The organism is Pseudomonas sp. Pseusp11 (assembly GCF_047304405.1).
Taxonomy (GTDB): domain Bacteria; phylum Pseudomonadota; class Gammaproteobacteria; order Pseudomonadales; family Pseudomonadaceae; genus Aquipseudomonas.
The window spans coordinates 1-23171 of the sequence record NZ_JBGLZF010000022.1; the positions used below are offsets into that span (position 1 = coordinate 1).

Below are 23171 nucleotides of genomic sequence, written 5' to 3' on the forward strand. Positions count from 1 at the left end.
CTCCCGCTGGGCTGCGTAGCGGCCCCAAAAAATTTACGGCTGCTGCGCAACCGAGCGGGAGCAAGCTCCCTCGCCACAGAGATTTCTTTTTACTGAAGACAGTGTCAGGCCTTGCGGGCGGCTACCCGCCAAACCCGCGCGATATCACTGGCGCGCTCTCGCAGCAATCGCGGGGCCTCGGCGCAGGCCTGTTCCAGGGTCATCGGCCCGCTCGCCAATGCAAAAGCCGCATCGATGCCATGCTCGTACAGAGCCTGATACCCCTCGCCCAAAGTGCCGGCAACGACGATGACAGGCACACCTTGCTGCCGCGCAATGCGTGCCACGCCAAACGGGGTTTTGCCGCGCAATGTCTGGGCATCGAAACGGCCTTCGCCGGTGATCACCAGATCGGCGCCTTTGACCGCCTCGGCCAGACCAACGAGTTCGGCGACCACTTCCACACCGGCCTGGAATTGCGCGCCGAGAAACGCCTTCGCGGCAAACCCCAAACCACCCGCCGCGCCGCTGCCCGGTTCATCGCGCACGTCTTTGTCCAGGGCTTGCGCGCAGAGCTCGGCAAAGTGCCCGAGAGCGAGGTCCAGTTGCTGGACTTGCTCGGGCGACGCGCCTTTCTGCGGGCCGAAAATCGCTGACGCACCCTGCGGGCCGCACAACGGATTATTGACGTCGGCGGCGATGTCGAAGCGCACTGCGGCCAGACGCGGGTCAATGTCGCTCAGATCGAGACGGGCCAGTTGCGCCAGCGCCAGACCACCCGGCGCCACGGTTTGGCCCTGAGCATCCAGCAGCTTCACCCCCAAGGCCTGCATCGCCCCGGCGCCGCCGTCATTCGTGGCACTGCCACCAATCGCCAGAATCACTCGTTGCGCCCCCGCATCGAGCGCAGCGCGGATCAATTCGCCGGTGCCGAAAGTGCTGCTGGTACAGGCATCGCGCAGGTCAAGCGGCACCAGTTGCAGGCCACTGGCCTCGGCCATTTCGATGATCGCGGTATGACTCTGCGGCAACCAGCCCCAAGCAGCATCGACCGTGGCGCCCAACGGCCCGCGAACAGGGGTGCGGCGCAGTTCTCCGGCGCACGCGGCCAGAATCGACTCGACCGTGCCTTCGCCACCATCAGCCATCGGGTACTTGAGCAATTGTGCGTCTGGCCAGACCTGCGCCAACCCCAGCGCGATGGCGTCGGCCACACCTTGGGCACTGAGGCTGTCCTTGAACGAATCGGGGGCAATGACGATTTTCATGCGAATTCTCCAGTTCCAATGCGTCCATGCTGCCAGCAGGCCTGAACAATAACGCCGGTCCGTTGCACAAGCGGTCGTGAGGATTATTGTTCAATTTCACAAAATCCTTGCCCGCAGTGTTCGTCGTAGCAGCTGCCGAGCCTGCGAGGCTGCGTTCGGCGGCGCAGCCGTCGTGAAATCATGCGGCGCGGTGTGTCAGGTAAACCGTATTGATAGAATTTACGACGGCTTCGCCGCCGAACGCAGCCTCGCTAGCTCGGCAGCTGCTACGGGACGGTGGTCGGCAGTTCGGTTTGGGGCAGGAGCTGGACGCCGAGGTAGAGCGCGAGCATTCCGTCCAGTTTCAGCGGGTCGACGCCGCTGAGTTCGGCGATCCGCTCCATGCGATAACGCAAACTGTTGCGGTGGATGCCCAGGGCATCGGCGCAAGCCTGGCTCTGGCCGTCGTGTTCGCACCAACTGCGCAGGGTCGCCAGCAGTTGGCCGTTGCCATCCTTGGCGATGACTTTGCGCAATGGCCGCAGCAGTTCATCCAGCGCATCGTCGTCGCGGTGCCGCCAGAGCATCACCGGCAGCCGATAACGGTTCAGGATCAACAAGCGCGAATGCGGCAACACATCGCGCCCGTAGGCCAGCAAATCGCCAACCCGCCGATAGCAGCGACGCAACCCCGACAAGCCGTCGGCCTGCCCACCCACGGCGATGCGCAAAATGTTCCAGCCCAGGCCATCGAGCTTTTCCAGCAATCGCTCGTTCTCGACCGCAGGCGTCGCCGGGCGGCACCAGAGCAATGAAGATTTGGCCGAACTCACGCACCAACTGTCCGGATAGCGCGACATCAACCAGGCGCTGAGCGCTTCGACGGTCTGGCTCGGGCCGTGTTCGATGCCCAACTCGAACAGGTACGGCACCCGTGTCAGCTGCGGCTTGAGCCCCAGTTGCTGCGCTTCGTCCAGCAACCGTGGCGAATCCCCCGCTTCGCTCAACAGCAATGCCAGCAGATCGTCGCAACGCTGGCGCCGCCATTGCTGCTCGGCCTGTTGATTGCGCTGGGCCACCAGCATCTCGGCGGTCATGCGCACCAGTTCGGCGTAGGTGCGCAATTGCTCCGGTTCGCCAGTAATGCCCAGCACACCGATCAAACGCTGATCGAGCAACAGTGGCAGATTAATGCCCGGTTGCACGCCTTTGAGATGGATCGCCGTTTGCGCGTCGATCTCCACCACGCGCCCGTTGGCCAGCACCAGTTGCGCGCCTTCGTGACGGGTGTTGATGCGCTCCGGCTCGCCGCTGCCAAGAATCAGCCCCTGACTGTCCATGACATTGACGTTATACGGCAGGATGGCCATCGCCCGGTCGACGATGTCCTGAGCCAGGTCGTGATCGAGTTCGAACATAGCGGGGATCCTTGAAAACGTGATGGGACGGGTTGTTCACCCGCACAGGCCAGGGTCGCAAACCCTGTGCTCAGGCACAAAGACAACCACCCAAAGGGTGGCCGAGACTCACCGGGCGATCAACGTTACCCTTGCGTCGCAAAAAATCATAATAAAGAGAGAGCCCGCCATGTCACAGAGCGCCACCGCTACCCTGGCCAACGCTGACGACAAGAACGCCGTCTACAAACGCATTACCCTGCGTTTGATCCCCTTCATCTTCATCTGCTACCTGTTCAACTACCTCGACCGGGTGAACGTCGGGTTTGCCAAACTGCAGATGCTCGACGCGCTGAAATTCAGCGAAACCGTGTACGGCCTCGGTGCCGGGATTTTCTTCATCGGCTACGTCCTGTGCGGCGTGCCGAGCAACCTGGCCCTGACCAAATTCGGCCCGCGACGCTGGATCGCGTTGATGATGATGACTTGGGGCACGCTCTCGACGTGCCTGCTGTTCGTCACCACCCCGACCGAGTTCTACACCCTGCGCCTGTTCACCGGTGCCGCCGAAGCCGGGTTCTTCCCGGGCGTGGTGCTTTACCTTTCGCAGTGGTTCCCGACCTTCCGCCGCGGCCGCATCATGGCACTGTTCATGTCGGCAATCCCGGTATCGGGCCTGCTGGGCAGCCCGTTTTCCGGCTGGATCCTCAACCATTTCGGCGCAGGCCAGGCCGGTTTAGCCGGCTGGCAGTGGATGTTCCTGCTGCAAGGCATCCCGACCGTGATCCTCGGCGCCCTCGCCTATTTCCTGCTCAGCGACAGTTACGCCAACGCCAAGTGGCTGACCCCGTACGAGCGTTCGGTGCTTGAAGCCGACCACGCAGAAGACCTGGCCAGCAAACCGAAAACCACCACCGACTCCTTGCGCGCGGTGTTCAAGAACCCGGCGATCTGGGCGTTCGGCCTGATTTATTTCTGCATCCAAAGCGGTGTCTATGCGATCAACTTCTGGCTGCCGTCGATCATCAAGAACCTGGGCTTCAGCGATAACCTGGTGATCGGCTGGCTCAGCGCGATTCCGTACTTGCTGGCGGCGGTGTTCATGTTGATGGTCGGTCGCTCGGCGGACCTGCGCAAAGAACGTCGCTTTCACCTGGTGGTGCCGATGCTGATGGGCGCCGTCGGCCTGCTGATCGCGGTCAACTTCGCCACCAACCCGGCCATTGCCATTCTCGGCCTGACCCTCGCCACCATGGGCGCCCTCACCGGTTTGCCGATGTTCTGGCCAGTGCCAACGGCAATGCTCAGCGCCGGTGCGGCGGCGGGTGGTTTGGCGTTGATCAACTCGATGGGGCAGATGGCGGGTTTCCTTAGCCCGTATCTGGTGGGTTGGGTCAAGGACAGCACCGGGTCCACCGATGCGGCGTTATACCTGCTGGCGGGCGTCATTGTGTGCGGCAGTTTGCTGGCGTTGCGCATGACACGGACGTTGCGGGTTTAACAGGGCAAGATCAAAAGATCGCAGGCTTCGCCAGCTCCTACGTTGGAATCGCGTACACCCGAGAGCTATCGGGCGGACGCACATTCTGTAGGAGCTGCCGAAGGCTGCGATCTTTTTGCTTCACATGCTTTTGTGGCGAGGGAGCTTGCTCCCGCTGGGTTGCGTAGCGACCCCAAAATCTTCAACTGCAGGTTTTCAGGCATACCGCATACACCGGTTTTGCGACTGCTGCGCAGCCGAGCGGGAGCAAGCTCCCTCGCCACAATGGATCAATCAGTTCTGAGGATCGAGGTTGTCCAGCACTCGGTTGACGGCCAGTTCCCCAAGCATGACCACCGATTGAATCCCCAACATCATGTTGCGATGCGGCATGTCCATCAATCCGGCGAATTCAGTGAGCATCATGCTCGCTGACGCCAGGGATTCGCAGGCGTTGACCAGCAGGGTTTCGTTATCGACTTTCTCACCCACATGGTAAATGGTGCTGGGTTTGCGCTTGGTGGCTTTGGGGGTGGGTGGTTTGAGGTAATGATCGAGGGCGCGCTCGGCGGCTTCGTTGAGTTTTTTGGAATCGGGGGTTTCGTAGGGGGAAACGTCGTCCGCTTCTGGTGGATTCGGCGTTGGTTTGAACATAGATGAAACCTCTTACGTCATTTAAAAGAAGGCCATCACTTTCGCTACCAAACGAGGGGTGGCGGCCATGCGCAGGTTGGTAGACCGGGACGTAAGAAAACCGGCGCGCCCGAAAGCGCCCTGTGCATGACCACCATAAAGCAGAGTCGAACAAACGCTGCGCATTATGGTGCTTAGCACCTTACGATCACCCGGGGCTACCAAACCCCATCGCTGTTTTTCAGCGACAGGGAAAACGATACAGCCCGGGCTCAAGGCGCACTAGCCGGCGGATTCTGGCGCAGTCGTAGGCAGCGGCGCAAGAATATGTAGCCTGAGTGAGTATCTGGAAATGTCTTTTAAACATCGCCGTTAAACGCTCTCCAGACTTCCTGCCTTGGCATCCAGCTCAATCACCAAATCACCCGGCATCTGCACGAAAATCTGCCAGATCCCGTCCTCCGGCACTTGCGCCACCTGATACGGCAAACCGCTGGCCTGCACCCGTCGCAACACCGTGGCAGCGTCCTCATCGGTGCGAAAGGCAATGTGGCTCAACGCCGTCTCATCGAACGTCGGCTGTTCGATTACATGCACCAGCGCCTGCGCATCCTGATACAACCAGCGTCCGGGGAACGGGAACGGCGGGCGGCGTCCCGGCGCCAATCCCAGCACGGCCTGGAAGGTGTCTTGCAGCGTCTGGCCGTCGGCGGTGTTGAATGCCAGATGATCGAAGGTCCACGTCATGGTCGTCTCCTGCGGCTGTTCATTGATTAGAAGTTCATTGATTAGAGTATCCACGCTTGCCAATCACGAAAAAATCCCGGTATTAAGGAAGGATATTTAAAGGATTTTTACCAATGAGCTCGATTCTCGATCTGGAGATCTTCGTTCGCACCGCCGACTCCGGCAGCATTTCCGCCGCTGCTCGTGCCCTGGAGCTGACCCCGGCGGCGGCCAGCATCGCCCTCAAACGCCTGGAAACCCGCCTCGGCATTCGCTTGCTGGCCCGCTCCACGCGAAGCATGCGCCTGACCGAAGAAGGCCGGCGTTATCTGGAAAGTGTGCGACTGGCGCTTGCCGCGCTGGCCGAAGGTGAGCAGGCGCTCAAGCAACAAACCCAAGGCTTGAGTGGTGTGCTGCAACTGGCCGCGCCATCGGACTTCGGGCGCAACGTGCTGTTGCCGTGGCTCGACGACTTCAAACGCAAGCATCCGCACATTCAATTTCAGTTACTGCTCAACGATCGCCATGCCGACCTGTTCCGCGAGACGGTCGATGTGGCTCTGCGCTTCGGTGTGCCGAGTGACTCGACGTTGGTGGCGCTGCCGATTCTGCCACGGCATCGCCGCGTGGCCTGCGCCAGCCCCGAGTATCTGGCCCGGTGCGGCGTGCCGTTAACCCCGGCGGAACTGAGCGAACACAGCGCCCTGCTCTACCTGCGCGATGGCCGGCCCTACAACCAATGGCGTTTCAGCCGTGGCGATGAAGTGATGGAGGTTCAGGTGCACGGCGACTACCTCAGCGACGATGGCGAAGTTGCCCGCCGCTGGGCCCTGGCCGGGCATGGCATCGCCTATAAGGCTTGGCTCGACGTCGCCGCCGATGTGCTGGCCGGGCGCCTGGTAACGCTGTTCGATGACTGGCAAGGCGAAAGCGTGCCGTTCAATTTGCTGTGCCCGCATCGGGTGCAGGTGTCGGAACGGGTCAAAGTGCTGCAAGCGTTTTTGCAGGAGCGTTGTGAGGCATTGCGCCGATAATTCAGATTGCTCCGCGCTGCGGTTCTTGGTATTTGATTGAAGCTTTCTCACCGGTAAAAGGATTTCGTCATGAGCTATCGCACGCTGGGTCATTCGGGTTTACAGGTGTCGACCCTCACATTGGGCACCATGATGTTCGGCGAACAGACCAGCACCGAAGATTCCCTGCGGATCATCGGCAAGGCCTGGGACCAGGGCATCAACTTCATCGACACCGCGGACGTGTACACCAACGGCCGCTCCGAAGAGATCGTCGGCGAAGCGATCGCCAGCCACCGCCACGAATGGGTGCTCGCCACCAAAGTTGGCTACGGTCCGGTGGACGGTGTGCCGAACCGCAGCGGTTTGAGCCGCAAGCACTTGTTCAATGGCATCGACGCCAGCCTGACGCGCTTGGGCACCGATTATCTGGACATCTATTACCTGCACCGCGAAGACCACAACACGCCGCTGGAAGTCACGATTTCGGCCATCGGCGATCTGATTCGTCAGGGCAAGATCCGCTACTGGGGCCTGTCGAACTACCGTGGCTGGCGTATTGCCGAAGTCATCCGCATCGCCGACCAACTGGGCGTCGACAGACCGGTGATCAGCCAGCCGCTATACAACATCGTCAACCGTCAGGCGGAAACCGAGCAGATCACCGCCGCGCAAAACTATGGCCTCGGCGTGGTGCCTTACAGTCCGCTGGCGCGCGGTGTGCTCAGCGGCAAGTACGCGCCGGACGTGACACCGGACGCCAACAGCCGCGCCGGTCGCCAGGACAAACGTATCCTGGAAACCGAATGGCGGGTCGAGTCTTTGCGCATTGCCCAGCAGATCCAGCAATACACCCGGGACCGTGGCGTGGGCATCGTCGAGTTCGCCATCGCCTGGGTGCTGAACAACAGCGCCGTCACCTCTGCCATCGTCGGCCCGCGCACCGAAGAACAATGGGACGGGTACACCAAGGCGCTGGCGGTGATAATCACGGCGGAAGATGAAGCCTTTATCGACTCGCTGGTGACACCGGGGCATGCGTCGACACCGGGGTTCAATGATGTGAGCCATTTTGTGCCGGGACGCAAACCGCGTTCGGTTTGAGGTTGATCGCGGGCAGGCTCGATTTGTGTCCATTCCGGTCGTGTAGGAGCTGCCGCAGGCTGCGATCTTTTGATTTTTGAAGGGCAAGATCAAAAAATCGCAGCCTGCGGCAGCTCCTACAGGGGTCAGCGATGTTGAAAATATCGATCACTTGGCCAATATTCAGCACAAAAACCACGTATCCTGCGCGCCCCGTTTGACCTTCAACCCGCGAGGACAGTTTGTCTAAAGGTATCGCTCTATCGGTCACAGCCTCGATGCTGTTTGCCGTCATGTATTACTACACCTCACTGCTCTCCCCCTTGAGTGGCGTGGAGATTTTCGGTTGGCGGATGCTGCTGACCGCGCCATGCATGACCGTGTTCATGGTGGTGTCCGGCGAATGGAAACGCGTGGTCGAGATTCTTCGGCGGCTGGCCGCCAAACCGAAGTTGCTCATCGCTCTGATCGGCTCGGCAGTGCTGCTGGGCCTGCAACTCTGGTTGTTCATGTGGGCGCCACTCAACGGCTATAGCCTTGACGTGTCGCTGGGGTATTTCCTGTTGCCGCTGTCCATGGTCCTGACCGGGCGAATCGTCTATGGCGAGCGCCTTTCCTACCTGCAGAAAATAGCCGTGTTCTTCGCCAGCCTCGGCGTGCTCAACGAGTTGTATCAAGTCGGCGGTTTTTCCTGGGCGACTTTGCTGGTGGTGATCGGCTATCCGATCTATTTCATCCTGCGCAAACGCCTGGCCACGGACAACCTTGGCGGGCTCTGGCTGGACATGGCGTTGATGCTGCCGGTGGCGTTCTGGTTCGTGCAGGGAGGTGAACAAGGTTTTGGCGTGTTCGATCAACATCCGTGGCTGTCGCTGTTGATTCCCCTGCTCGGGGTGATCAGCGCTTCGGCGCTGGTGGTCTACATCATTGCCAGCCGGCTGCTGCCGTTCAGCCTGTTCGGGTTGTTGAGTTACGTCGAACCCGTGCTGTTGCTGGGCGTTGCGTTACTGTTGGGGGAAAGCATCAAGGCCGGCGAATGGCTGACTTACATTCCGATCTGGCTGGCGGTGGTGGTGTTGGTATTTGAGGGGTTCAAGCATTTGATGCGTCATCGACGTTCATGACGCAAAAGATCGCAGCCTTCGGCAGCTCCTACAGGTGAGTGTTCATCCACAAATATCGCGGCGAACACAGTCAATGTAGGAGCTGCCGAAGGCTGCGATCTTTTGATCTAAAAAAAGCCCGGTCAACGACCGGGCTTTTCTACAACTGGAACGGCTTAATCGGTAGAGAGCACACCGCGACGAACCTGGTCACGCTCGATGGATTCGAACAGCGCCTTGAAGTTGCCTTCGCCGAAACCGTCGTCGCCTTTACGCTGGATGAACTCGAAGAACACCGGCCCCATCAGGGTTTCCGAGAAAATCTGCAGCAGCAGGCGCTTGTCGCCAGGCTCGGACGAACCGTCCAGCAAGATGCCCCGTGCTTGCAGTTGATCAACCGGCTCGCCGTGGTTCGGCAAACGGCCTTCGAGCATTTCGTAGTAGGTGTCCGGCGGCGGCGTCATGAAGCGCATGCCGATTTTCTTCAGGCGGTCCCAGGTATCGATCAGGTTATCGGTGAGGAACGCCACATGCTGGATGCCCTCGCCGTTGAACTGCATCAGGAACTCTTCGATCTGCCCGGCGCCCTTGGACGATTCTTCGTTCAGCGGAATGCGGATCATGCCGTCCGGCGCGGTCATCGCTTTGGAAGTCAGGCCGGTGTATTCGCCTTTGATGTCGAAGTAACGGATTTCGCGGAAGTTGAACAGCTTCTCGTAGAAGTTGGCCCAGTAGGCCATGCGACCGCGATACACGTTGTGGGTCAGGTGGTCGATGATCTTCAGACCGGCGCCAACCGGGTTGCGGTCCACACCTTCGATGAACACGAAGTCGATGTCGTAGATCGAGCTGCCTTCACCGAAACGGTCGATCAGGTACAGCGGCGCGCCGCCGATGCCTTTGATCGCCGGCAGGTGCAATTCCATCGGACCGGTTTCGATGTGGATCGGCTGGGCGCCGAGTTCCAGGGCACGCTTGTAGGCCTTTTGCGAATCCTTGACCCGGAACGCCATGCCGCACACCGACGGGCCGTGCTCGGCCGCGAAGTACGAGGCCACGCTGTGGGGTTCGTTGTTGAGGATCAGGTTGATCGAGCCCTGGCGATACAGGTGCACGTCTTTGGAACGGTGGGTCGCGACCTTGGTGAAGCCCATGATCTCGAAGATCGGCTCCAGGGTGTTCGGGGTCGGCGATGCGAATTCGATGAACTCAAAGCCCATCAGGCCCATTGGGTTTTCGTATAAATCTGCCATTTTGGCGCCTCATCATGCTTTTAGAATTAACGGATCGTTAGTTGCTAGCAATGCTGAGACCGGCGGGTGGCGCGCAGGAGATGCCCCTCACGCTGCGGGCGAGGAAGTCACCGTAGATCAATTGGAACCCAAATATCTTCATTGTCGACCCAAGGCTCTTGCGGGCGAGGCTTCTGCTGCCAGAAGACGATTATTCTTATATGCGTAACCGGATTCTACACAGCGTAAATCAGTTTGTCCGCCTTCTTATACAATCCCCTTTTTCGTGGCCTGCGCAAGCGGTTTGTTGCACAGGAAAATCCCCGCCAGGATCAGCCCGCCGCCCAGGCACATCGCCAGTGTCAGCTGTTCGCCCAACAACAACGCGCCGAGAAGAACAGCAGTCAAAGGGTTCAAGGCGATGAACACGCCCGAGCGCGTCGCGCCGATTTTGCGGATGCCGTCGTAATAACCAATGTAGGCCAATGCCGAACCCAGCACGCCCAGGTACATCAGGCTCAACCATTGTTGCGCGCCGAGTCCGGTGAGCGCTACGACACTTAGCTCGCCCCGCACGGCGCTGGTCACCCAGAGCATCAGCGTGCCGAGCAAAATCGAGTACGTCACCGTCTGCACCGGGCCCAGTGTTTGATTCAGGCCTTTGGAGAACAGCGAATAAATGCCCCAGCCGAGCACGCAGCCGAAGATCAACAAGTCGCCAATCCAGGCATCGGCGTTGCCGGCCAGTAACTGCGGATTGCGGCTGACGATCACCAGGCTGGCGCCAGCAATGCAGATCGCGATACCGACCACTTTCGCCCGACTCAGCCGCTCCTTGAACAGCAGCCACGACGCCAGGCCGATCACCGCTGGATTCAACGCCACGATCAATGATGCCCGAGACGCGTTGATGTAATGCAGCCCGTAAAAGAAGCACAGGTTGTAGAAGAAAATCCCGAAGAATCCCAACAGCGCCAATTGCAACCATTGCCTGGGGCTGGGCCGCACCAAGGGCACCCGCGCCAGCAGCAGGAACAACAGCAACGCCACGCTCGCCAGCAGGAACCGCAGACTCGCAGCGAATAACGGACTGAGGCTGTCGGCCAGAAACCGCCCGGCGACGAACGTCCCGCCCCAGATCATGGTGACCGCCGCCAGTTTCAGATAAACCGGCACATCCGAAGAGTTCGCAAGGGTCTGTTCACACGCAGTCATAAGTCTCCACCGCCAGAAATCGGGCATGTGGCGTATCATTCGACTAATGATCGATCATCGTAAAATGAGTAAAAGCTCATGACCCTCACTCAACTCGAGATTTTCTCGCTGGTGGCCGAACTGCGCGGCTTCACGGCGGCCGCCCATCGTTTGGAGATTTCCCAGTCTGCGGTCTCCCACGCACTCAAGTCGCTGGAACAGGAATTGGGCGTCGAACTGCTGCGTCGGCATCAGTCCCAGGTCGAGCTCAGTGATATCGGCCAGCAGCTATTACTGCGCGCTCGGGCGATGCTCGGGTTGGCCAACACTTTGCGTCAGGAGGCGGCCGATTCACGCGGGATGAAAACCGGCACTCTGCGTATAGGCTCGTTCGGCCCGACCTCATCGATCAAGCTGCTGCCGAGGATCTTGCAGCACTACCGCGCTGCACACCCGGGCATCGAGGTTCACATCGACGAAGGCCCGGACCGCCAGGTGCTCCAATGGCTGGTAGAGCGGCGTATCGATATTGGTTTCGTGGTGTTACCCCAGGAACGTTTTGACACGATTGCACTGATCGAAGACCAGATGGTCGCGCTGCTGCCTGCCGATCATGCACTGGCCGGTCGCGACAGCGTGAGTTTGAGCGACTTGTGCCACGACACTTTTGTGCTGACCGAGGCCGGGTCTTCGGAGCTGGTGTCGCGCCTGTTCAATGCGGCGCGATTGACGCCGAACATTCGGTATCGCTGCTCGCAGTTGCTCAGCACGCTGGACACGGTAGCTCGTGGCGACGCCCTGACCGTGGTCGCCGAAGGCTCACTGCCCGATGGCGACCACAGCCGCTACGTGAAAAAGCCGCTGTCGCCCCCCATCAGCCGCCAAGTCGGTCTGGCGGTGCTCGATCAGCGTCAGTCATCCCCCGCGACGCTGGCCTTCATTAAACTGGCCTCAAGATTGATTAAAGCTTGAGCGGCATAAGGGCCGATAGCCAACTATCATGGCTGAACTCTTTTGGGAGGCATGTCGACCTGCCAACCTTTGAGAGCCCTCTTTTATCGCGATGGATTTGCGAATGCCACTGAACGTCAAAAGTCGCCGCAAGCGTGGCACCCGGATCACTGTGACTGTTTTGAGCGGATTGCTCCCGGTGTTGCTGGGAGTCGCCATTCTCTATCTGCAGGCTGAACGTACCCTCAAGCAGAGTACTGAACTGACTGGCGAAGAATCCATTCGCCAGTTCGAACTGATGCTCGACAACACCGCCCAAGCGGCGCAGGAGCTCCTGCCGCTGGCTGGCAAAAACTGCAATGACGTCAAACTGGCCTTGCGCGAACAAGTTACGCGCCGGCCCTTCGTGCGCTCGACCAACCTGGTGTGGGACGACAACCTCTATTGCAGTTCGTTGTTCGGTGAATATCAGGAAAAGGTCAATCCCGGCGACTACACCAAAGGCCAGTTATGGCTCATGAACGGCAACCCGGTCACGCCCAATACCGCGCTGTTGGTGTACCGGCTCAGCGAAGGAAATAAAGGGGCATTGACCACGCTGAACGGTTATCACCTGAGCAACGAATTGCGCCTGATCGGCCGCAAGACATTACTGTTGCTACAAGTCGGTCCCAACTGGTTGTCTGCCGACGGCAAAGTTCACGAGGACGCCCCGCCCGCCTTGCCGGTAGCACAAAGTACGCTGACGTCCTCGCGTTATGCCTTTACGGTGGCCGCAGGTTTCCCCGAAGGAGAAACCTGGCGTTACATGCGTAGTGAATACCCGCCACTGTTCAGTCTGTTGATGTTCTTCGGCGTGGTGTCAGGTTCGATCGGGCATGTGCTGCAGAAGCGCTCGATGTCGCCCAGCCGTGAAATGCAGCGCGCGCTGGAGGCAGCAGAATTCATTCCTTACTTTCAGCCCGTGGTGCATGGCGACAATAAACTGTGGTCCGGCACCGAAGTATTGATGCACTGGAAACATCCCAGGGAAGGCCTGGTGCGTCCGGATCTGTTCATCCCGTTTGCCGAACATTCCGGTCTGATCGTGCCGATGACCCGCTCGCTGATGCAACAGACCGCCACATTGCTGGCGCCCTTGTCGGCATCGTTCGAGGGGCCATTCCACATTGGCATCAACATCACCGCCAGTCATTGCCGGGATCTTGCGCTGGTCGAAGACTGCCGTGAATTCCTCAGTGCCTTTGCACCGGGCAGTGTCCATTTAGTGCTGGAGTTGACCGAGCGCGAACTGGTCGAACCGACAGCCATTACCCTGCAGTTGTTCGAACAGCTTCGCGCGCTGGGCGTGATGATCGCCATCGACGACTTTGGCACCGGCCATTCAAGCCTCGGTTACTTGCGTCAGTTCAATGTGGACTTCCTGAAAATCGACCAGAGCTTTGTCGCCATGATCGGTGTTGACGCCCTCTCCCGGCACATTCTGGACAGCATCATCGAACTCTCGGCCAAACTCGATCTGGGTATCGTCGCTGAAGGTGTGGAAACCGAGGAGCAAAGTGACTATTTGACCGCCCATGGCGTGAACTTTCTGCAAGGTTATCTGTTCGGTCGGCCGATGCCCGGAGCAGAATTCATTAGTGCATTAAGTGATCATTAACTAGTCACGTTAAGCGCCGAGACCATGATGATGCGCACCAAATTGAATCAAAAGACTACTCTTGTTACATGAAGAAAAAGTCAGGATTTACTCTTGGCCATTTAACTACTACAATTTTTCATACCTGTGCAAAATCGGCAGGCGTACCATTATCACCGAGTCGCTTCAAGGCTCTTGGCTTATAGCTTTGTTTGCGGTTGGTTTCAGCCAAACACACTATTGGAGTAAAGATATTGTCCAGACTCGCTGAATTCCGTGCAGCTGAAAAGGCCCTTCAAGAACAGCTCAAGCAGTTGGAATCGCTGAAAAACGATGCCGGGCTCAAGAAAGAAATCGAATTCGAAGAAAAGCTCCAGGGGCTGATGAAAACCTACGGTAAGAGCCTGCGCGACATCATCGCCATCCTCGACCCGCACCCGGCGAAATCCGGCCTGCAGCAGGCAACAGCCCCTAAAACCCGCCGCGCTCGCGTGGTCAAGGTTTATCAGAACCCGCACACCGGTGAACTGATTGAAACCAAGGGCGGCAACCACCGCGGCCTGAAAGCCTGGAAGGAACAATACGGTGCAGCCACCGTTGACTCCTGGCTGCGTGCCTAAGCGCTCACGGTAATAAAAAAAGCCCTGCCAATGCAGGGCTTTTTCATGGATGCCGTCTAAAATGCGACGATAGTCGCCGATCAACTCGCTATAGACTTACTAACTTTGTGCTTAATCCGTTTGGCTATCTAAAAATCCGGGCCATGCTCAAAAGCGTGGGCGCAGAAACCTTAAACTAAAGTTTCAAGCTGTTTCGAGCTGCCTCTATGTCGCCCTGACTTGCCTTATAAACCTCAGCCTGCCCCGCGTAGGAAAGAACATAGGCTTTATCGCCGTCCACTGCGGCGACCAATGTTTGAGACAACACATGTCGACCGTTCTGGGTAATGGTGCAGGTAGTTTCCAGCGCCGATAACCGGCTCAAGGCAGTAGGATGAATTTTGTTGCAGACGCTCTGATAGCCGCCCTGAAAAAAGTCCTTCTGCACGGACTTGCGCATTTCCAGTAACACACCTTCCAGATTCACCTGATGACCGCTTTCCACTTGAGTCATGGTCAACTCCATCACCATTACCGGTGTCCCGTCCTGGTCGTTTTTTACCGCGCGCTGCCGGGAAACCTGAGGCTTGGCCTCGTCTTGCGGAACGGTCTCGACAGTCCATCCATTGGGCCAGGTCACGACCGGAGCTTCTGCATCAGCACGGGTAACACCTGAAAGCAGACACATCAGGATGAACATCAATTGACAGGGTCGGATCATTGTAATGAACACTCACGGATTGAGCCGCGAAGTCTGAGCTTCACTCGCCCGGCAGGCAAGCCTGCGGTTTTGGTTTGGCGATGCCTGGGCCCTTGCGTATCATTGTGAACATTCTTGGAATTTCCGGAGGGCCCATGAGCCTGCACGAACTCAATACATTTCCTGGTGTGACCGCCCAACCTGACACCGCCACCCAGAAGTTCGTCTTCAACCACACCATGCTGCGGGTCAAGGACATCACGCGGTCGCTGGATTTCTACACCCGCGTCCTGGGTTTCTCGCTGGTGGAAAAGCGTGATTTCCCGGAAGCCGAGTTCAGCCTGTACTTCCTGGCGCTGGTCGATAAAAACCAGATCCCGGCCGATGCCGCTGCCCGCACCGAGTGGATGAAATCGATCCCCGGCATTCTCGAACTGACCCACAACCACGGCACCGAGAACGACCCGGATTTCGCCTACCACAACGGCAACACCGACCCGCGCGGCTTCGGCCATATCTGCATCTCGGTGCCAGACATTCGTGCCGCGTGCGAACGTTTTGAAGCGCTGGGCTGTGATTTCCAGAAACGCCTGAACGACGGTCGCATGAAGAGCCTGGCGTTCATCAAGGACCCGGATGGCTACTGGGTCGAAATCATTCAGCCGGCACCGTTGTAAGAAGATCGCAGCCTTCGGCAGCTCCTACAAAAGCCAAGCCAGGCTCGATTCTGTAGGAGCTGCCGCAGGCTCGGGCCGCGTTCGGACGATCTTTTGATCCACCCACAAAAAACCCCATGCTCGCTCATGGGGTTTTGTGTTTTCAGGGGCGGTGTTTATGCCGGCGCCGAAGTTCGGATCAAGTGATCGAATGCGCTCAAGGAAGCCTTGGCGCCCTCGCCCACCGCAATCACGATCTGCTTGTACGGCACGGTGGTCACGTCGCCGGCCGCGAACACGCCGGGCATCGACGTTTCACCACGGGCATCGACAATGATCTCGCCGCGCGGTGACAGCTCGATAGTACCTTTGAGCCAATCGGTATTAGGCAACAGACCGATCTGCACAAAGATCCCTTCCAGCTCGACAGTACGCAGCTCGTCCGACTGACGATCCTTGTAGCGCAGGCCGTTGACCTTCTGGCCGTCGCCGGTCACTTCAGTGGTTTGCGCACTGGTGATCACGGTAACGTTCGGCAGGCTGTGCAACTTGCGCTGCAACACCGCATCGGCACGCAGTTGTACGTCGAACTCCAGCAGCGTTACGTGGGACACGATCCCCGCCAGGTCGATGGCTGCTTCGACGCCGGAGTTGCCGCCACCGATCACCGCCACACGCTTGCCTTTGAACAGCGGACCGTCACAGTGCGGGCAGTACGCCACGCCCTTGTTGCGGTATTGCTGCTCACCCGGAACGTTCATTTCACGCCAGCGCGCGCCGGTGGCGAGGATCACAGTCTTGGCTTTCAAGGACGCGCCGCTGGCGAAGTGGATTTCGTGCAGCTCGCCATTTTTGCCCGGCACCAGTTTGTCGGCGCGCTGCAGGTTCATGATGTCCACGTCGTACTGCTTGACGTGTTCTTCCAGGGCCACGGCCAGTTTCGGCCCTTCGGTTTCCTGTACGGAGATGAAGTTCTCGATGGCCATGGTGTCGAGCACCTGGCCACCAAAACGTTCAGCCGCCACGCCGGTGCGAATGCCTTTACGAGCGGCGTAAATTGCCGCTGAAGCACCGGCCGGGCCACCGCCGACGACCAGCACGTCAAAGGCTTGTTTGGCGCTGATCTTCTCGGCCTGACGCTCGATGCCGCTGGTGTCGATCTTGGCGAGGATTTCTTCCAGGCCCATGCGGCCCTGGCCGAAGTTCACGCCGTTCAGGTAAACGCTTGGCACGGCCATGATCTGGCGCTCGTCAACTTCGGCCTGAAACAGCGCGCCGTCGATGGCAACGTGGCGGATGTTCGGGTTCAGCACGGCCATCAGGTTCAGCGCCTGAACCACATCCGGGCAGTTCTGGCAGGACAGCGAGAAGTAAGTCTCGAAGTTGAACTCGCCCTTGAGCGAGCGGATCTGTTCGATCACTTCCGCACTGGCTTTCGATGGGTGGCCGCCGACTTGCAGCAGAGCCAGCACCAAGGATGTAAATTCGTGGCCCATCGGGATGCCGGCGAAACGCAGGCTGATATCGGCTCCCGGGCGATTGATCGAGAACGATGGTTTACGCGCATCGTTACCGTTGTCGAGCAAAGTAATCTGGGTGGAAAGACTGGCAACGTCTTTGAGTAACGCGAGCATTTCCTGGGATTTCGCACCGTCGTCGAGGGATGCAACGATCTCGATCGGCTGGGTGACCCGTTCCAGGTACGATTTCAACTGGGCTTTAAGATTGGCGTCCAACATACGGGCGATTTCCATGTATTTGTTAAAAAGAAGTCGAAAAAAAACGCCCGAGCGAATCTCGCCCGGGCGTTTTTGAGGGCGGTGCAGCTTACTTAGTAGGTGCGGAGTTCCGCCCTGATGAAGCGCGTCACAGACTTAGATCTTGCCGACCAGGTCCAGGGACGGAGCCAGAGTGGCCTCGCCTTCTTTCCACTTGGCTGGGCACACTTCGCCCGGGTGAGCAGCGACGTATTGAGCGGCTTTGATTTTGCGCAGCAGCTCGGAAGCGTCACGGCCTACACCGCCATCGTTGAGTTCAACGATTTTGATCTGGCCTTCAGGGTTGATCACGAAAGTGCCACGGTCAGCCAGGCCAGCTTCTTCGATCAGCACGTCGAAGTTGCGGGAGATGACATGAGTCGGGTCGCCGATCATGGTGTACTGGATTTTGCCGATGGCTGGCGAAGTGTTGTGCCAGGCAGCGTGGGCAAAGTGGGTATCGGTGGAAACGCTGTAGATCTCGACGCCCAGTTTTTGGAACTCGGCGTAGTTGTCAGCCAGGTCTTCCAGTTCGGTCGGGCAAACAAAAGTGAAGTCAGCCGGGTAGAAGAAAACGACCGACCACTTGCCTTTCAGGTCAGCGTCCGACACGTGTACGAAGTCGCCGTTTTTGAAGGCGTTAGCTTTGAACGGTTTAACTTGGCTGTTGATGATAGGCATCGGTGACTCTCCGTCAGGGGTTAAGAAGTTGATGTGGTGAATCCTACCCACCCGATCGCCGGTTGGCTCATTGGCAAACCTGATGCTGCTGATTTGTTTTCGCTATTAGCCGAGCGTATTAATAGAAGAAAACGTGATCTACAGCGCCAACGGCTTTTCAGCGATTCGGGTCATCCCGAGAAACGGGCTGGCTTCAACATAGCGCATGGCTGACTTCACATCCTTCCAGCCCACGTAATTCATCAACGACTTCAAATCCCAACCGCTCTGATGGGCCCAGGTGGCAAAACCACGACGCAAGGAGTGACTGGTGTAGTGCTCAGCCGCAATGCCGGCGCGCTCCAGTGCCTGGCGCAACAACGGGATCACGCTATTGGCGTGCAAGCCCTCCTCGCTCAAATGGCCCCAGCGGTCGATACCCCGAAACACGGGACCACGGACCAGCGCCGCTTCGGTCATCCATTCGATATAGGCCTGCACCGGACACAGGCGCTGCAAGGCCGGCGTCTGGTAGGTCTGGCCTAGGTTCTCGCGATCGCTCTTGCTGCGTGGCAAGTAGAGGGTAATGCCTGAACCAGCGCTGGCTTGTACATGCTCAATCTGCACACGGCACAACTCATCGCTACGAAAACCACGCCAGAAGCCCAGCAGAATCAACGCGGTGTCGCGCCTGGCTCTCAGCAACCCCGCTCGATCGCCCTGTGCCCTGGCGGTTTGCGCTTCCTGCTCCAGCCAGGCAACCACTTGCTCCAGATGCTGCAACTGCAACGGCTCAGCCTGTTTTTCCTGGGCCGGGTGCAATGCGCGAATGCCTTTGAACACCTTGCGCACCACCGGCGCCTTGGTGGGATCGGCGAAACCCTGGCTGTTGTGCCACTGCGCCAACGCGGACAGGCGCAACTTCAAGGTGTTGATCGACAGCACGCCCGCATGCGCAACCAGGTATCGCGCCACGCTATCGCCGGTCGCCGGCAGAAATCCACCCCAGCTGACTTCGAAATGCTCGATGGCCGCCCGATAACTGCGACGGGTGTTGTCGCGAGTGGCGGCTTGCAGGTAGCGATCCAGATCGGTCATGGGCTCAGTGCTCGAAAACGTACCGCGTTGGCGATTGAAAACCCGGTCTACAGCTCATCACACGGGGTAATACCAGTATATCCCGCATGAAATATGACGTGTTTTTAACTTTATCTGTGTCGTGGTACATTGTGAATATTAGTGGTACGTACCACAGTATCAAATCGTAGGAGAACACATGGCACGTGGCGGCGTAAACAAGGCACTGGTGCAAGCGGCACGCTCGGCAATCCTCGCCCGGGGCGAACACCCAAGCATCGACGCAGTGCGGATCGAAATGGGCAATACCGGCTCGAAAACCACGATCCATCGCTATCTGAAAGAGCTCGATGACGGCGCCGAACCCGCGCAAGCACCTTGCGAACCTATCGATGATGAGCTGGCAGCACTGGTGGCGCGTCTCGCGCAACGCCTGAAAGAACAGGCGCAAGAGCCCATCGACCAGGCACGCGCGCAGTTCGAGCAACAACGAAAAGAGCTGGAAACCCAGCTGCACGAGGCCCGCGAGGCCAATACCGAATTGCAGCAGCAATACGAAATTCAAAGCCTGGCGCTGACCCAGGAGTCGGCGGAACTGCACGACACTCGCTCGATGCTGCAAACCGAGCAAACCCGCAACGCCGGGCTGAACCAGGCACTGGCCGATTTCGAATTGCGCTTGCAGGACAAGGACGAGCAGATCCGCTCACTGGAAGAAAAACACCTGCACGCCCGCGAAGCACTGGAGCACTACCGCAACGCCGTCAAAGACCAGCGCGAGCAGGAACAGCGACGCCACGAAGGTCAGGTGCAGCAGATTCAGATGGAATTGCGTCAGGCGCAGCAAAGCGCACTGGTACGCCAGGATGAAATCACCCAGCTGCATCGCGACAACGAGCGTCTGCTGACCGAAAACCGTGGCACGCTGCGGGAGTTGAGCCTGTTGCAGGAGCAACTCAAGCACACCAACAGCCGACAGGATCAGTTACTGGAACAGGTCAACCGCATCGACAGCGAACGCACCCTCCTCCAGGAACGCTTGCGCATCGCCTTGCTGGAAAGCCAGTCACTCAAGCAGAACATCGACGAGCAATCGCACATCAACAAAGCGCTGGAAGTTGAACTGATCAAGTTGCAGGCAAGCCTGGATGAAAGCGTGCGCCTGGCCGCTGTCGTTGCGACAGGACCAGACGCATCAGCACCGCAGAAGGACGATTAACCCGCGACCGGCGTGCGCATGGTGACGAACTCTTCGGCGGCCGTCGGATGCACGCCGATGGTTTCGTCGAAGTCGCGCTTGGTCGCGCCCGCTTTCAGGGCAATTGCCAACCCTTGCACGATCTCGCCGGCGTCCGGGCCGACCATGTGGCAGCCCAGGACCTTATCGGTCTTCGCATCTACCACCAGCTTCATCAAGGTGCGCTCCTGGCATTCGGTCAGGGTCAGCTTCATCGGCCGGAAACGACTTTCGAAGATCACCACATCGTGCCCGGCTTCTCGCGCCTCTTCTTCAGTGAGGCCGACAGTACCGATGTTCGGCAAGCTGAACACGGCGGTCGGGATCATCTTGTAATCCACCGGGCGATACTGCTCAGGCTTGAACAACCGCCGCGCCACGGCCATGCCTTCGGCCAGCGCAACCGGCGTGAGTTGTACCCGACCAATCACATCGCCCAAGGCCAGGATTGACGGTTCAGCGGTTTGATACTGTTCATCGACCTCGACAAAACCTTTCTTGTCGAGTTTGACGCCGGTGTTTTCCAGCCCCAGGTTGTCGAGCATCGGACGCCGACCGGTGGCGTAGAACACGCAGTCCGCCACCAGCTCACGACCATCCTTGAGCGTCGCCTTCAGGCTGCCATCGGCCTGTTTGTCGATACGCTCGATGTCGGCATTGAATTGCAGGTCCATGCCGCGCTTGGTCAGCTCTTCCTGCAAATGTTTGCGCACTGCGCCGTCGAAGCCACGCAGGAATAGATCACCGCGATACAGCAGCGTGGTCTCAGCGCCCAGTCCGTGGAAAATCCCGGCAAACTCCACCGCAATGTAACCACCACCGACCACCAGAACGCGCTTGGGCAGCTCTTTAAGGAAGAATGCCTGGTTGGAACTGATCGCATGCTCGTGCCCCAGTATCTCCGGAATCTGCGGCCAGCCACCGGTGGCAATCAGGATGTTTTTGGCGGTGTAACGCTCGCCATTGATCTCGACCTGATGCGGATCGACGATTTTCGCGTGCCCTTCATGCAAGGTCACACCACTGTTGACCAGCAAATTGCGATAAATGCCGTTCAGGCGATTGATCTCGCGATCCTTGTTGGCGATCAGTGTCGCCCAGTCGAACGTCGCTTCACCCGGAGTCCAGCCAAAACCTTGCGACTGCTCGAAGTCTTCGGCGAAGTGCGCGCCGTAGACCAGCAGCTTTTTCGGCACACAGCCGACGTTCACACACGTACCGCCCAGGTAGCGGCTCTCGGCCACGGCAACTTTCGCACCAAAACCGGCCGCAAACCGCGCAGCCCGCACACCGCCGGAACCGGCACCAATTACATAGAGGTCAAAATCGTAGGCCATTACTATCTCCTCGGCAGGCCACCAGCATACCTGCGGGCGCCCTTTGGGCAAGTGTTGCAAACTATTTGGGGCCGAAAAACGAAAAAGCCACCCGAAGGTGGCTTTTCAGTACAAGCAGGTCAAACGCTATCAGTAAGCCTTGCCAGTCTTGTAGAAGTTCTCGAAGCAGAAGTTGGTCGCGTCGATGTAACCTTCGGCGCCACCGCAGTCGAAACGCTTGCCTTTGAACTTGTAGGCCATGACGCAGCCGTTTTGCGCTTGCTTCATCAGGGCGTCGGTGATCTGGATTTCGCCGCCCTTGCCTGGCTCGGTCTGTTCGATCAGGTCGAAGATGTCCGGGGTCAGGATGTAACGGCCGATGATCGCCAGGTTCGACGGTGCGTCTTCAGGTTTTGGCTTCTCAACCATGCTGTGAACGCGATAGATGTCGTCGCGAATCATTTCGCCGGCAATCACGCCGTACTTGTTGGTTTCTTGAGGATCGACTTCCTGGATGGCCACGATCGAGCAGCGGAACTGCTTGTACAGCTTGACCATCTGGGTCAGTACGCCGTCACCTTCGAGGTTGACGCACAAGTCGTCCGCCAGTACCACGGCGAAAGGTTCGTCGCCGATCAGCGGACGACCAGTCAGGATCGCGTGGCCCAGGCCTTTCATTTCGGTCTGGCGAGTGTAGGAGAACGAGCACTCGTCGAGCAGCTTACGGATGCCGACCAGGTATTTCTCCTTGTCAGTGCCCTTGATCTGGTTTTCCAGCTCGTAGCTGATGTCGAAGTGGTCTTCCAGCGCGCGTTTGCCGCGGCCGGTGACGATGGAGATTTCGGTCAACCCGGCATCCAGTGCTTCTTCGACGCCGTACTGGATCAGTGGCTTGTTTACCACCGGCAGCATTTCTTTGGGCATGGCTTTAGTCGCTGGCAGGAAGCGAGTACCGTAACCGGCTGCTGGGAACAAGCATTTCTTGATCATATAAGTCCTTGAAAGGGCTGTGTGTACGAGTTTCGGCGCAGTCTAATCAGGCGGCGTGCACCTTACAATGCCCCGCACTGGCTAACCGACGCCATCATAGAGAAATATTCTGCTGGATAGTTCCGCAGATAAGCTGCTCAACCTCTTATAGATAGCAGAGATCGACGATCTGCGCGGCCATCAGTCTAGCGACAATCTGCCCCACCCTACACCCATCGGCACCCGTTGAGGGCATTTGGCGCTATCATTGCGCACCTGAACCAGCCAACGAGGCAGATAGATGTCGGCAGCAAAAAGCGTCAACGGGTACCTGATCAATCAGGCAAAAGACGGCCAGTGGTGGATAGACAGCGTCGGCGGCGAGAATATTGCCGGGCCGTTCCCTACAGAAGCGTTGGCGATTGAAGTGGCATCGGTGTTGCAGGATCAACCCGCAGCACCCAAGCGGCGCGGCAAGGACAAGCCTTGAGCTGAACTTGGCGCAACCGCAGCCCTGTCTTTG

Annotated in this window: 22 protein-coding genes; 10 read left to right on the plus strand and 12 right to left on the minus strand. The window is 58.5% G+C overall.

Annotation, left to right across the window (positions count from 1 at the left end; genetic code table 11):
* Positions 1-104: 104 nt before the first annotated feature.
* Positions 105-1247, minus strand: coding sequence for a glycerate kinase (locus tag ACCC96_RS18645; protein WP_413696564.1), 1143 nt, complete (start codon positions 1245-1247; stop codon positions 105-107).
* Between the two features lie 266 nt (positions 1248-1513).
* Entirely contained in the window at positions 1514-2644 is a 1131-nt protein-coding gene (locus ACCC96_RS18650) for a sugar diacid recognition domain-containing protein (RefSeq protein ID WP_413696565.1), read from the minus strand.
* A gap of 169 nt (positions 2645-2813) precedes the next feature.
* Here ACCC96_RS18650 and ACCC96_RS18655 point away from each other — a divergent pair, with 169 nt between their 5' ends.
* Positions 2814-4124, plus strand: a complete 1311-nt coding sequence (locus tag ACCC96_RS18655; RefSeq protein ID WP_413696566.1) for an MFS transporter — start codon at positions 2814-2816, stop codon at positions 4122-4124.
* Between the two features lie 273 nt (positions 4125-4397).
* On the opposite strand, the gene ACCC96_RS18660 is transcribed toward ACCC96_RS18655, so the two are convergent.
* Complete coding sequence (locus ACCC96_RS18660; protein WP_028940658.1) at positions 4398-4757, minus strand: DUF6124 family protein; 360 nt, start codon at positions 4755-4757, stop codon at positions 4398-4400.
* Between the two features lie 351 nt (positions 4758-5108).
* Entirely contained in the window at positions 5109-5483 is a 375-nt protein-coding gene (locus ACCC96_RS18665) for a hypothetical protein (RefSeq protein ID WP_413696567.1), read from the minus strand.
* 113 nt (positions 5484-5596) lie between these two features.
* On the opposite strand from ACCC96_RS18665, the gene ACCC96_RS18670 reads away from it, so the two are divergent.
* The 3 genes from ACCC96_RS18670 to rarD all read left to right on the plus strand — a co-directional run bounded on the left by ACCC96_RS18670 (position 5597) and on the right by rarD (position 8682).
* Positions 5597-6496 (plus strand): LysR family transcriptional regulator, encoded by a 900-nt coding sequence (locus tag ACCC96_RS18670; protein ID WP_413696568.1) that lies wholly within the window; start codon positions 5597-5599, stop codon positions 6494-6496.
* 69 nt (positions 6497-6565) lie between these two features.
* Entirely contained in the window at positions 6566-7579 is a 1014-nt protein-coding gene (locus ACCC96_RS18675) for an aldo/keto reductase (RefSeq protein ID WP_413696569.1), read from the plus strand.
* Positions 7580-7800: 221 nt separating this feature from the next.
* Entirely contained in the window at positions 7801-8682 is an 882-nt protein-coding gene (gene rarD / locus ACCC96_RS18680) for an EamA family transporter RarD (protein WP_026345864.1), read from the plus strand.
* A gap of 155 nt (positions 8683-8837) precedes the next feature.
* On the opposite strand, the gene hppD is transcribed toward rarD, so the two are convergent.
* Together hppD and ACCC96_RS18690 are read right to left on the minus strand one after the other, a co-directional pair.
* Complete coding sequence (hppD, locus tag ACCC96_RS18685) at positions 8838-9914, minus strand: 4-hydroxyphenylpyruvate dioxygenase (protein WP_007935668.1); 1077 nt, start codon at positions 9912-9914, stop codon at positions 8838-8840.
* Positions 9915-10160: 246 nt separating this feature from the next.
* A complete protein-coding gene (locus ACCC96_RS18690; RefSeq protein WP_413696570.1) occupies positions 10161-11108 on the minus strand; it encodes a DMT family transporter in 948 nt (315 codons plus the stop codon).
* A gap of 78 nt (positions 11109-11186) precedes the next feature.
* Between ACCC96_RS18690 and ACCC96_RS18695 the strand changes: the two genes are divergently transcribed.
* The 3 genes from ACCC96_RS18695 (at position 11187) to ACCC96_RS18705 (ending at position 14297) form a co-directional block, all read left to right on the plus strand.
* Positions 11187-12059 (plus strand): LysR family transcriptional regulator, encoded by an 873-nt coding sequence (locus ACCC96_RS18695; RefSeq protein WP_413696571.1) that lies wholly within the window; start codon positions 11187-11189, stop codon positions 12057-12059.
* A gap of 103 nt (positions 12060-12162) precedes the next feature.
* Entirely contained in the window at positions 12163-13698 is a 1536-nt protein-coding gene (locus tag ACCC96_RS18700; protein ID WP_413696572.1) for an EAL domain-containing protein, read from the plus strand.
* Positions 13699-13931: 233 nt separating this feature from the next.
* The gene (locus tag ACCC96_RS18705; protein ID WP_007935661.1) at positions 13932-14297 is read left to right on the plus strand and encodes a histone-like nucleoid-structuring protein, MvaT/MvaU family; all 366 of its coding nucleotides are present in this window, start codon (positions 13932-13934) and stop codon (positions 14295-14297) included.
* Between the two features lie 175 nt (positions 14298-14472).
* Here the strand turns inward: ACCC96_RS18705 and ACCC96_RS18710 are convergent, their stop codons facing one another.
* Positions 14473-14997 carry a DUF4946 domain-containing protein gene (locus ACCC96_RS18710; RefSeq protein WP_413696573.1) on the minus strand — a complete coding sequence of 175 codons (525 nt, stop codon included), beginning with the start codon at positions 14995-14997 and terminating at the stop codon, positions 14473-14475.
* A 134-nt stretch (positions 14998-15131) separates the two neighbouring features.
* On the opposite strand from ACCC96_RS18710, the gene gloA reads away from it, so the two are divergent.
* A complete protein-coding gene (gene gloA / locus ACCC96_RS18715; RefSeq protein ID WP_413696574.1) occupies positions 15132-15653 on the plus strand; it encodes a lactoylglutathione lyase in 522 nt (173 codons plus the stop codon).
* A 155-nt stretch (positions 15654-15808) separates the two neighbouring features.
* On the opposite strand, the gene ahpF is transcribed toward gloA, so the two are convergent.
* The 3 genes from ahpF to ACCC96_RS18730 form a co-directional block, all read right to left on the minus strand.
* Entirely contained in the window at positions 15809-17371 is a 1563-nt protein-coding gene (gene ahpF / locus ACCC96_RS18720; protein ID WP_413696575.1) for an alkyl hydroperoxide reductase subunit F, read from the minus strand.
* 135 nt (positions 17372-17506) lie between these two features.
* Complete coding sequence (gene ahpC / locus ACCC96_RS18725) at positions 17507-18070, minus strand: alkyl hydroperoxide reductase subunit C (RefSeq protein WP_007935654.1); 564 nt, start codon at positions 18068-18070, stop codon at positions 17507-17509.
* Positions 18071-18208: 138 nt separating this feature from the next.
* Positions 18209-19147 carry a site-specific integrase gene (locus ACCC96_RS18730; RefSeq protein WP_413696576.1) on the minus strand — a complete coding sequence of 313 codons (939 nt, stop codon included), beginning with the start codon at positions 19145-19147 and terminating at the stop codon, positions 18209-18211.
* Between the two features lie 178 nt (positions 19148-19325).
* Between ACCC96_RS18730 and ACCC96_RS18735 the strand changes: the two genes are divergently transcribed.
* A complete protein-coding gene (locus ACCC96_RS18735) occupies positions 19326-20345 on the plus strand; it encodes a DNA-binding protein (protein WP_413696577.1) in 1020 nt (339 codons plus the stop codon).
* Here ACCC96_RS18735 and gorA read toward each other — a convergent pair.
* On the minus strand, positions 20342-21700 hold the full coding sequence (gene gorA / locus ACCC96_RS18740; RefSeq protein WP_413696578.1) for a glutathione-disulfide reductase: 1359 nt from the start codon (positions 21698-21700) through the stop codon (positions 20342-20344). The genes ACCC96_RS18735 and gorA overlap by 4 nt on opposite strands.
* Positions 21701-21829: 129 nt before the next feature.
* Positions 21830-22669, minus strand: a complete 840-nt coding sequence (gene galU / locus ACCC96_RS18745; RefSeq protein ID WP_003182953.1) for a UTP--glucose-1-phosphate uridylyltransferase GalU — start codon at positions 22667-22669, stop codon at positions 21830-21832.
* Between the two features lie 280 nt (positions 22670-22949).
* Here galU and ACCC96_RS18750 point away from each other — a divergent pair, with 280 nt between their 5' ends.
* Positions 22950-23138, plus strand: coding sequence for a hypothetical protein (locus ACCC96_RS18750; RefSeq protein WP_007935646.1), 189 nt, complete (start codon positions 22950-22952; stop codon positions 23136-23138).
* Positions 23139-23171 lie beyond the last annotated feature (33 nt).

Bases quoted from the DNA above. Each gene is read 5' to 3' on its own strand.
- ACCC96_RS18645 (WP_413696564.1), bottom strand. From the start codon at position 1,247: ATGAAAATCGTCATTGCCCCCGATTCGTTCAAGGACAGCCTCAGTGCC.
- ACCC96_RS18650 (WP_413696565.1), bottom strand. From the start codon at position 2,644: ATGTTCGAACTCGATCACGACCTGGCTCAGGACATCGTCGACCGGGCG.
- ACCC96_RS18655 (WP_413696566.1), top strand. From the start codon at position 2,814: ATGTCACAGAGCGCCACCGCTACCCTGGCCAACGCTGACGACAAGAAC.
- ACCC96_RS18660 (WP_028940658.1), bottom strand. From the start codon at position 4,757: ATGTTCAAACCAACGCCGAATCCACCAGAAGCGGACGACGTTTCCCCC.
- ACCC96_RS18665 (WP_413696567.1), bottom strand. From the start codon at position 5,483: ATGACGTGGACCTTCGATCATCTGGCATTCAACACCGCCGACGGCCAG.
- ACCC96_RS18670 (WP_413696568.1), top strand. From the start codon at position 5,597: ATGAGCTCGATTCTCGATCTGGAGATCTTCGTTCGCACCGCCGACTCC.
- ACCC96_RS18675 (WP_413696569.1), top strand. From the start codon at position 6,566: ATGAGCTATCGCACGCTGGGTCATTCGGGTTTACAGGTGTCGACCCTC.
- hppD (WP_007935668.1), bottom strand. From the start codon at position 9,914: ATGGCAGATTTATACGAAAACCCAATGGGCCTGATGGGCTTTGAGTTC.
- ACCC96_RS18690 (WP_413696570.1), bottom strand. From the start codon at position 11,108: ATGACTGCGTGTGAACAGACCCTTGCGAACTCTTCGGATGTGCCGGTT.
- ACCC96_RS18695 (WP_413696571.1), top strand. From the start codon at position 11,187: ATGACCCTCACTCAACTCGAGATTTTCTCGCTGGTGGCCGAACTGCGC.
- ACCC96_RS18700 (WP_413696572.1), top strand. From the start codon at position 12,163: ATGCCACTGAACGTCAAAAGTCGCCGCAAGCGTGGCACCCGGATCACT.
- ACCC96_RS18710 (WP_413696573.1), bottom strand. From the start codon at position 14,997: ATGATCCGACCCTGTCAATTGATGTTCATCCTGATGTGTCTGCTTTCA.
- gloA (WP_413696574.1), top strand. From the start codon at position 15,132: ATGAGCCTGCACGAACTCAATACATTTCCTGGTGTGACCGCCCAACCT.
- ahpF (WP_413696575.1), bottom strand. From the start codon at position 17,371: ATGTTGGACGCCAATCTTAAAGCCCAGTTGAAATCGTACCTGGAACGG.
- ahpC (WP_007935654.1), bottom strand. From the start codon at position 18,070: ATGCCTATCATCAACAGCCAAGTTAAACCGTTCAAAGCTAACGCCTTC.
- ACCC96_RS18730 (WP_413696576.1), bottom strand. From the start codon at position 19,147: ATGACCGATCTGGATCGCTACCTGCAAGCCGCCACTCGCGACAACACC.
- ACCC96_RS18735 (WP_413696577.1), top strand. From the start codon at position 19,326: ATGGCACGTGGCGGCGTAAACAAGGCACTGGTGCAAGCGGCACGCTCG.
- gorA (WP_413696578.1), bottom strand. From the start codon at position 21,700: ATGGCCTACGATTTTGACCTCTATGTAATTGGTGCCGGTTCCGGCGGT.
- galU (WP_003182953.1), bottom strand. From the start codon at position 22,669: ATGATCAAGAAATGCTTGTTCCCAGCAGCCGGTTACGGTACTCGCTTC.
- ACCC96_RS18750 (WP_007935646.1), top strand. From the start codon at position 22,950: ATGTCGGCAGCAAAAAGCGTCAACGGGTACCTGATCAATCAGGCAAAA.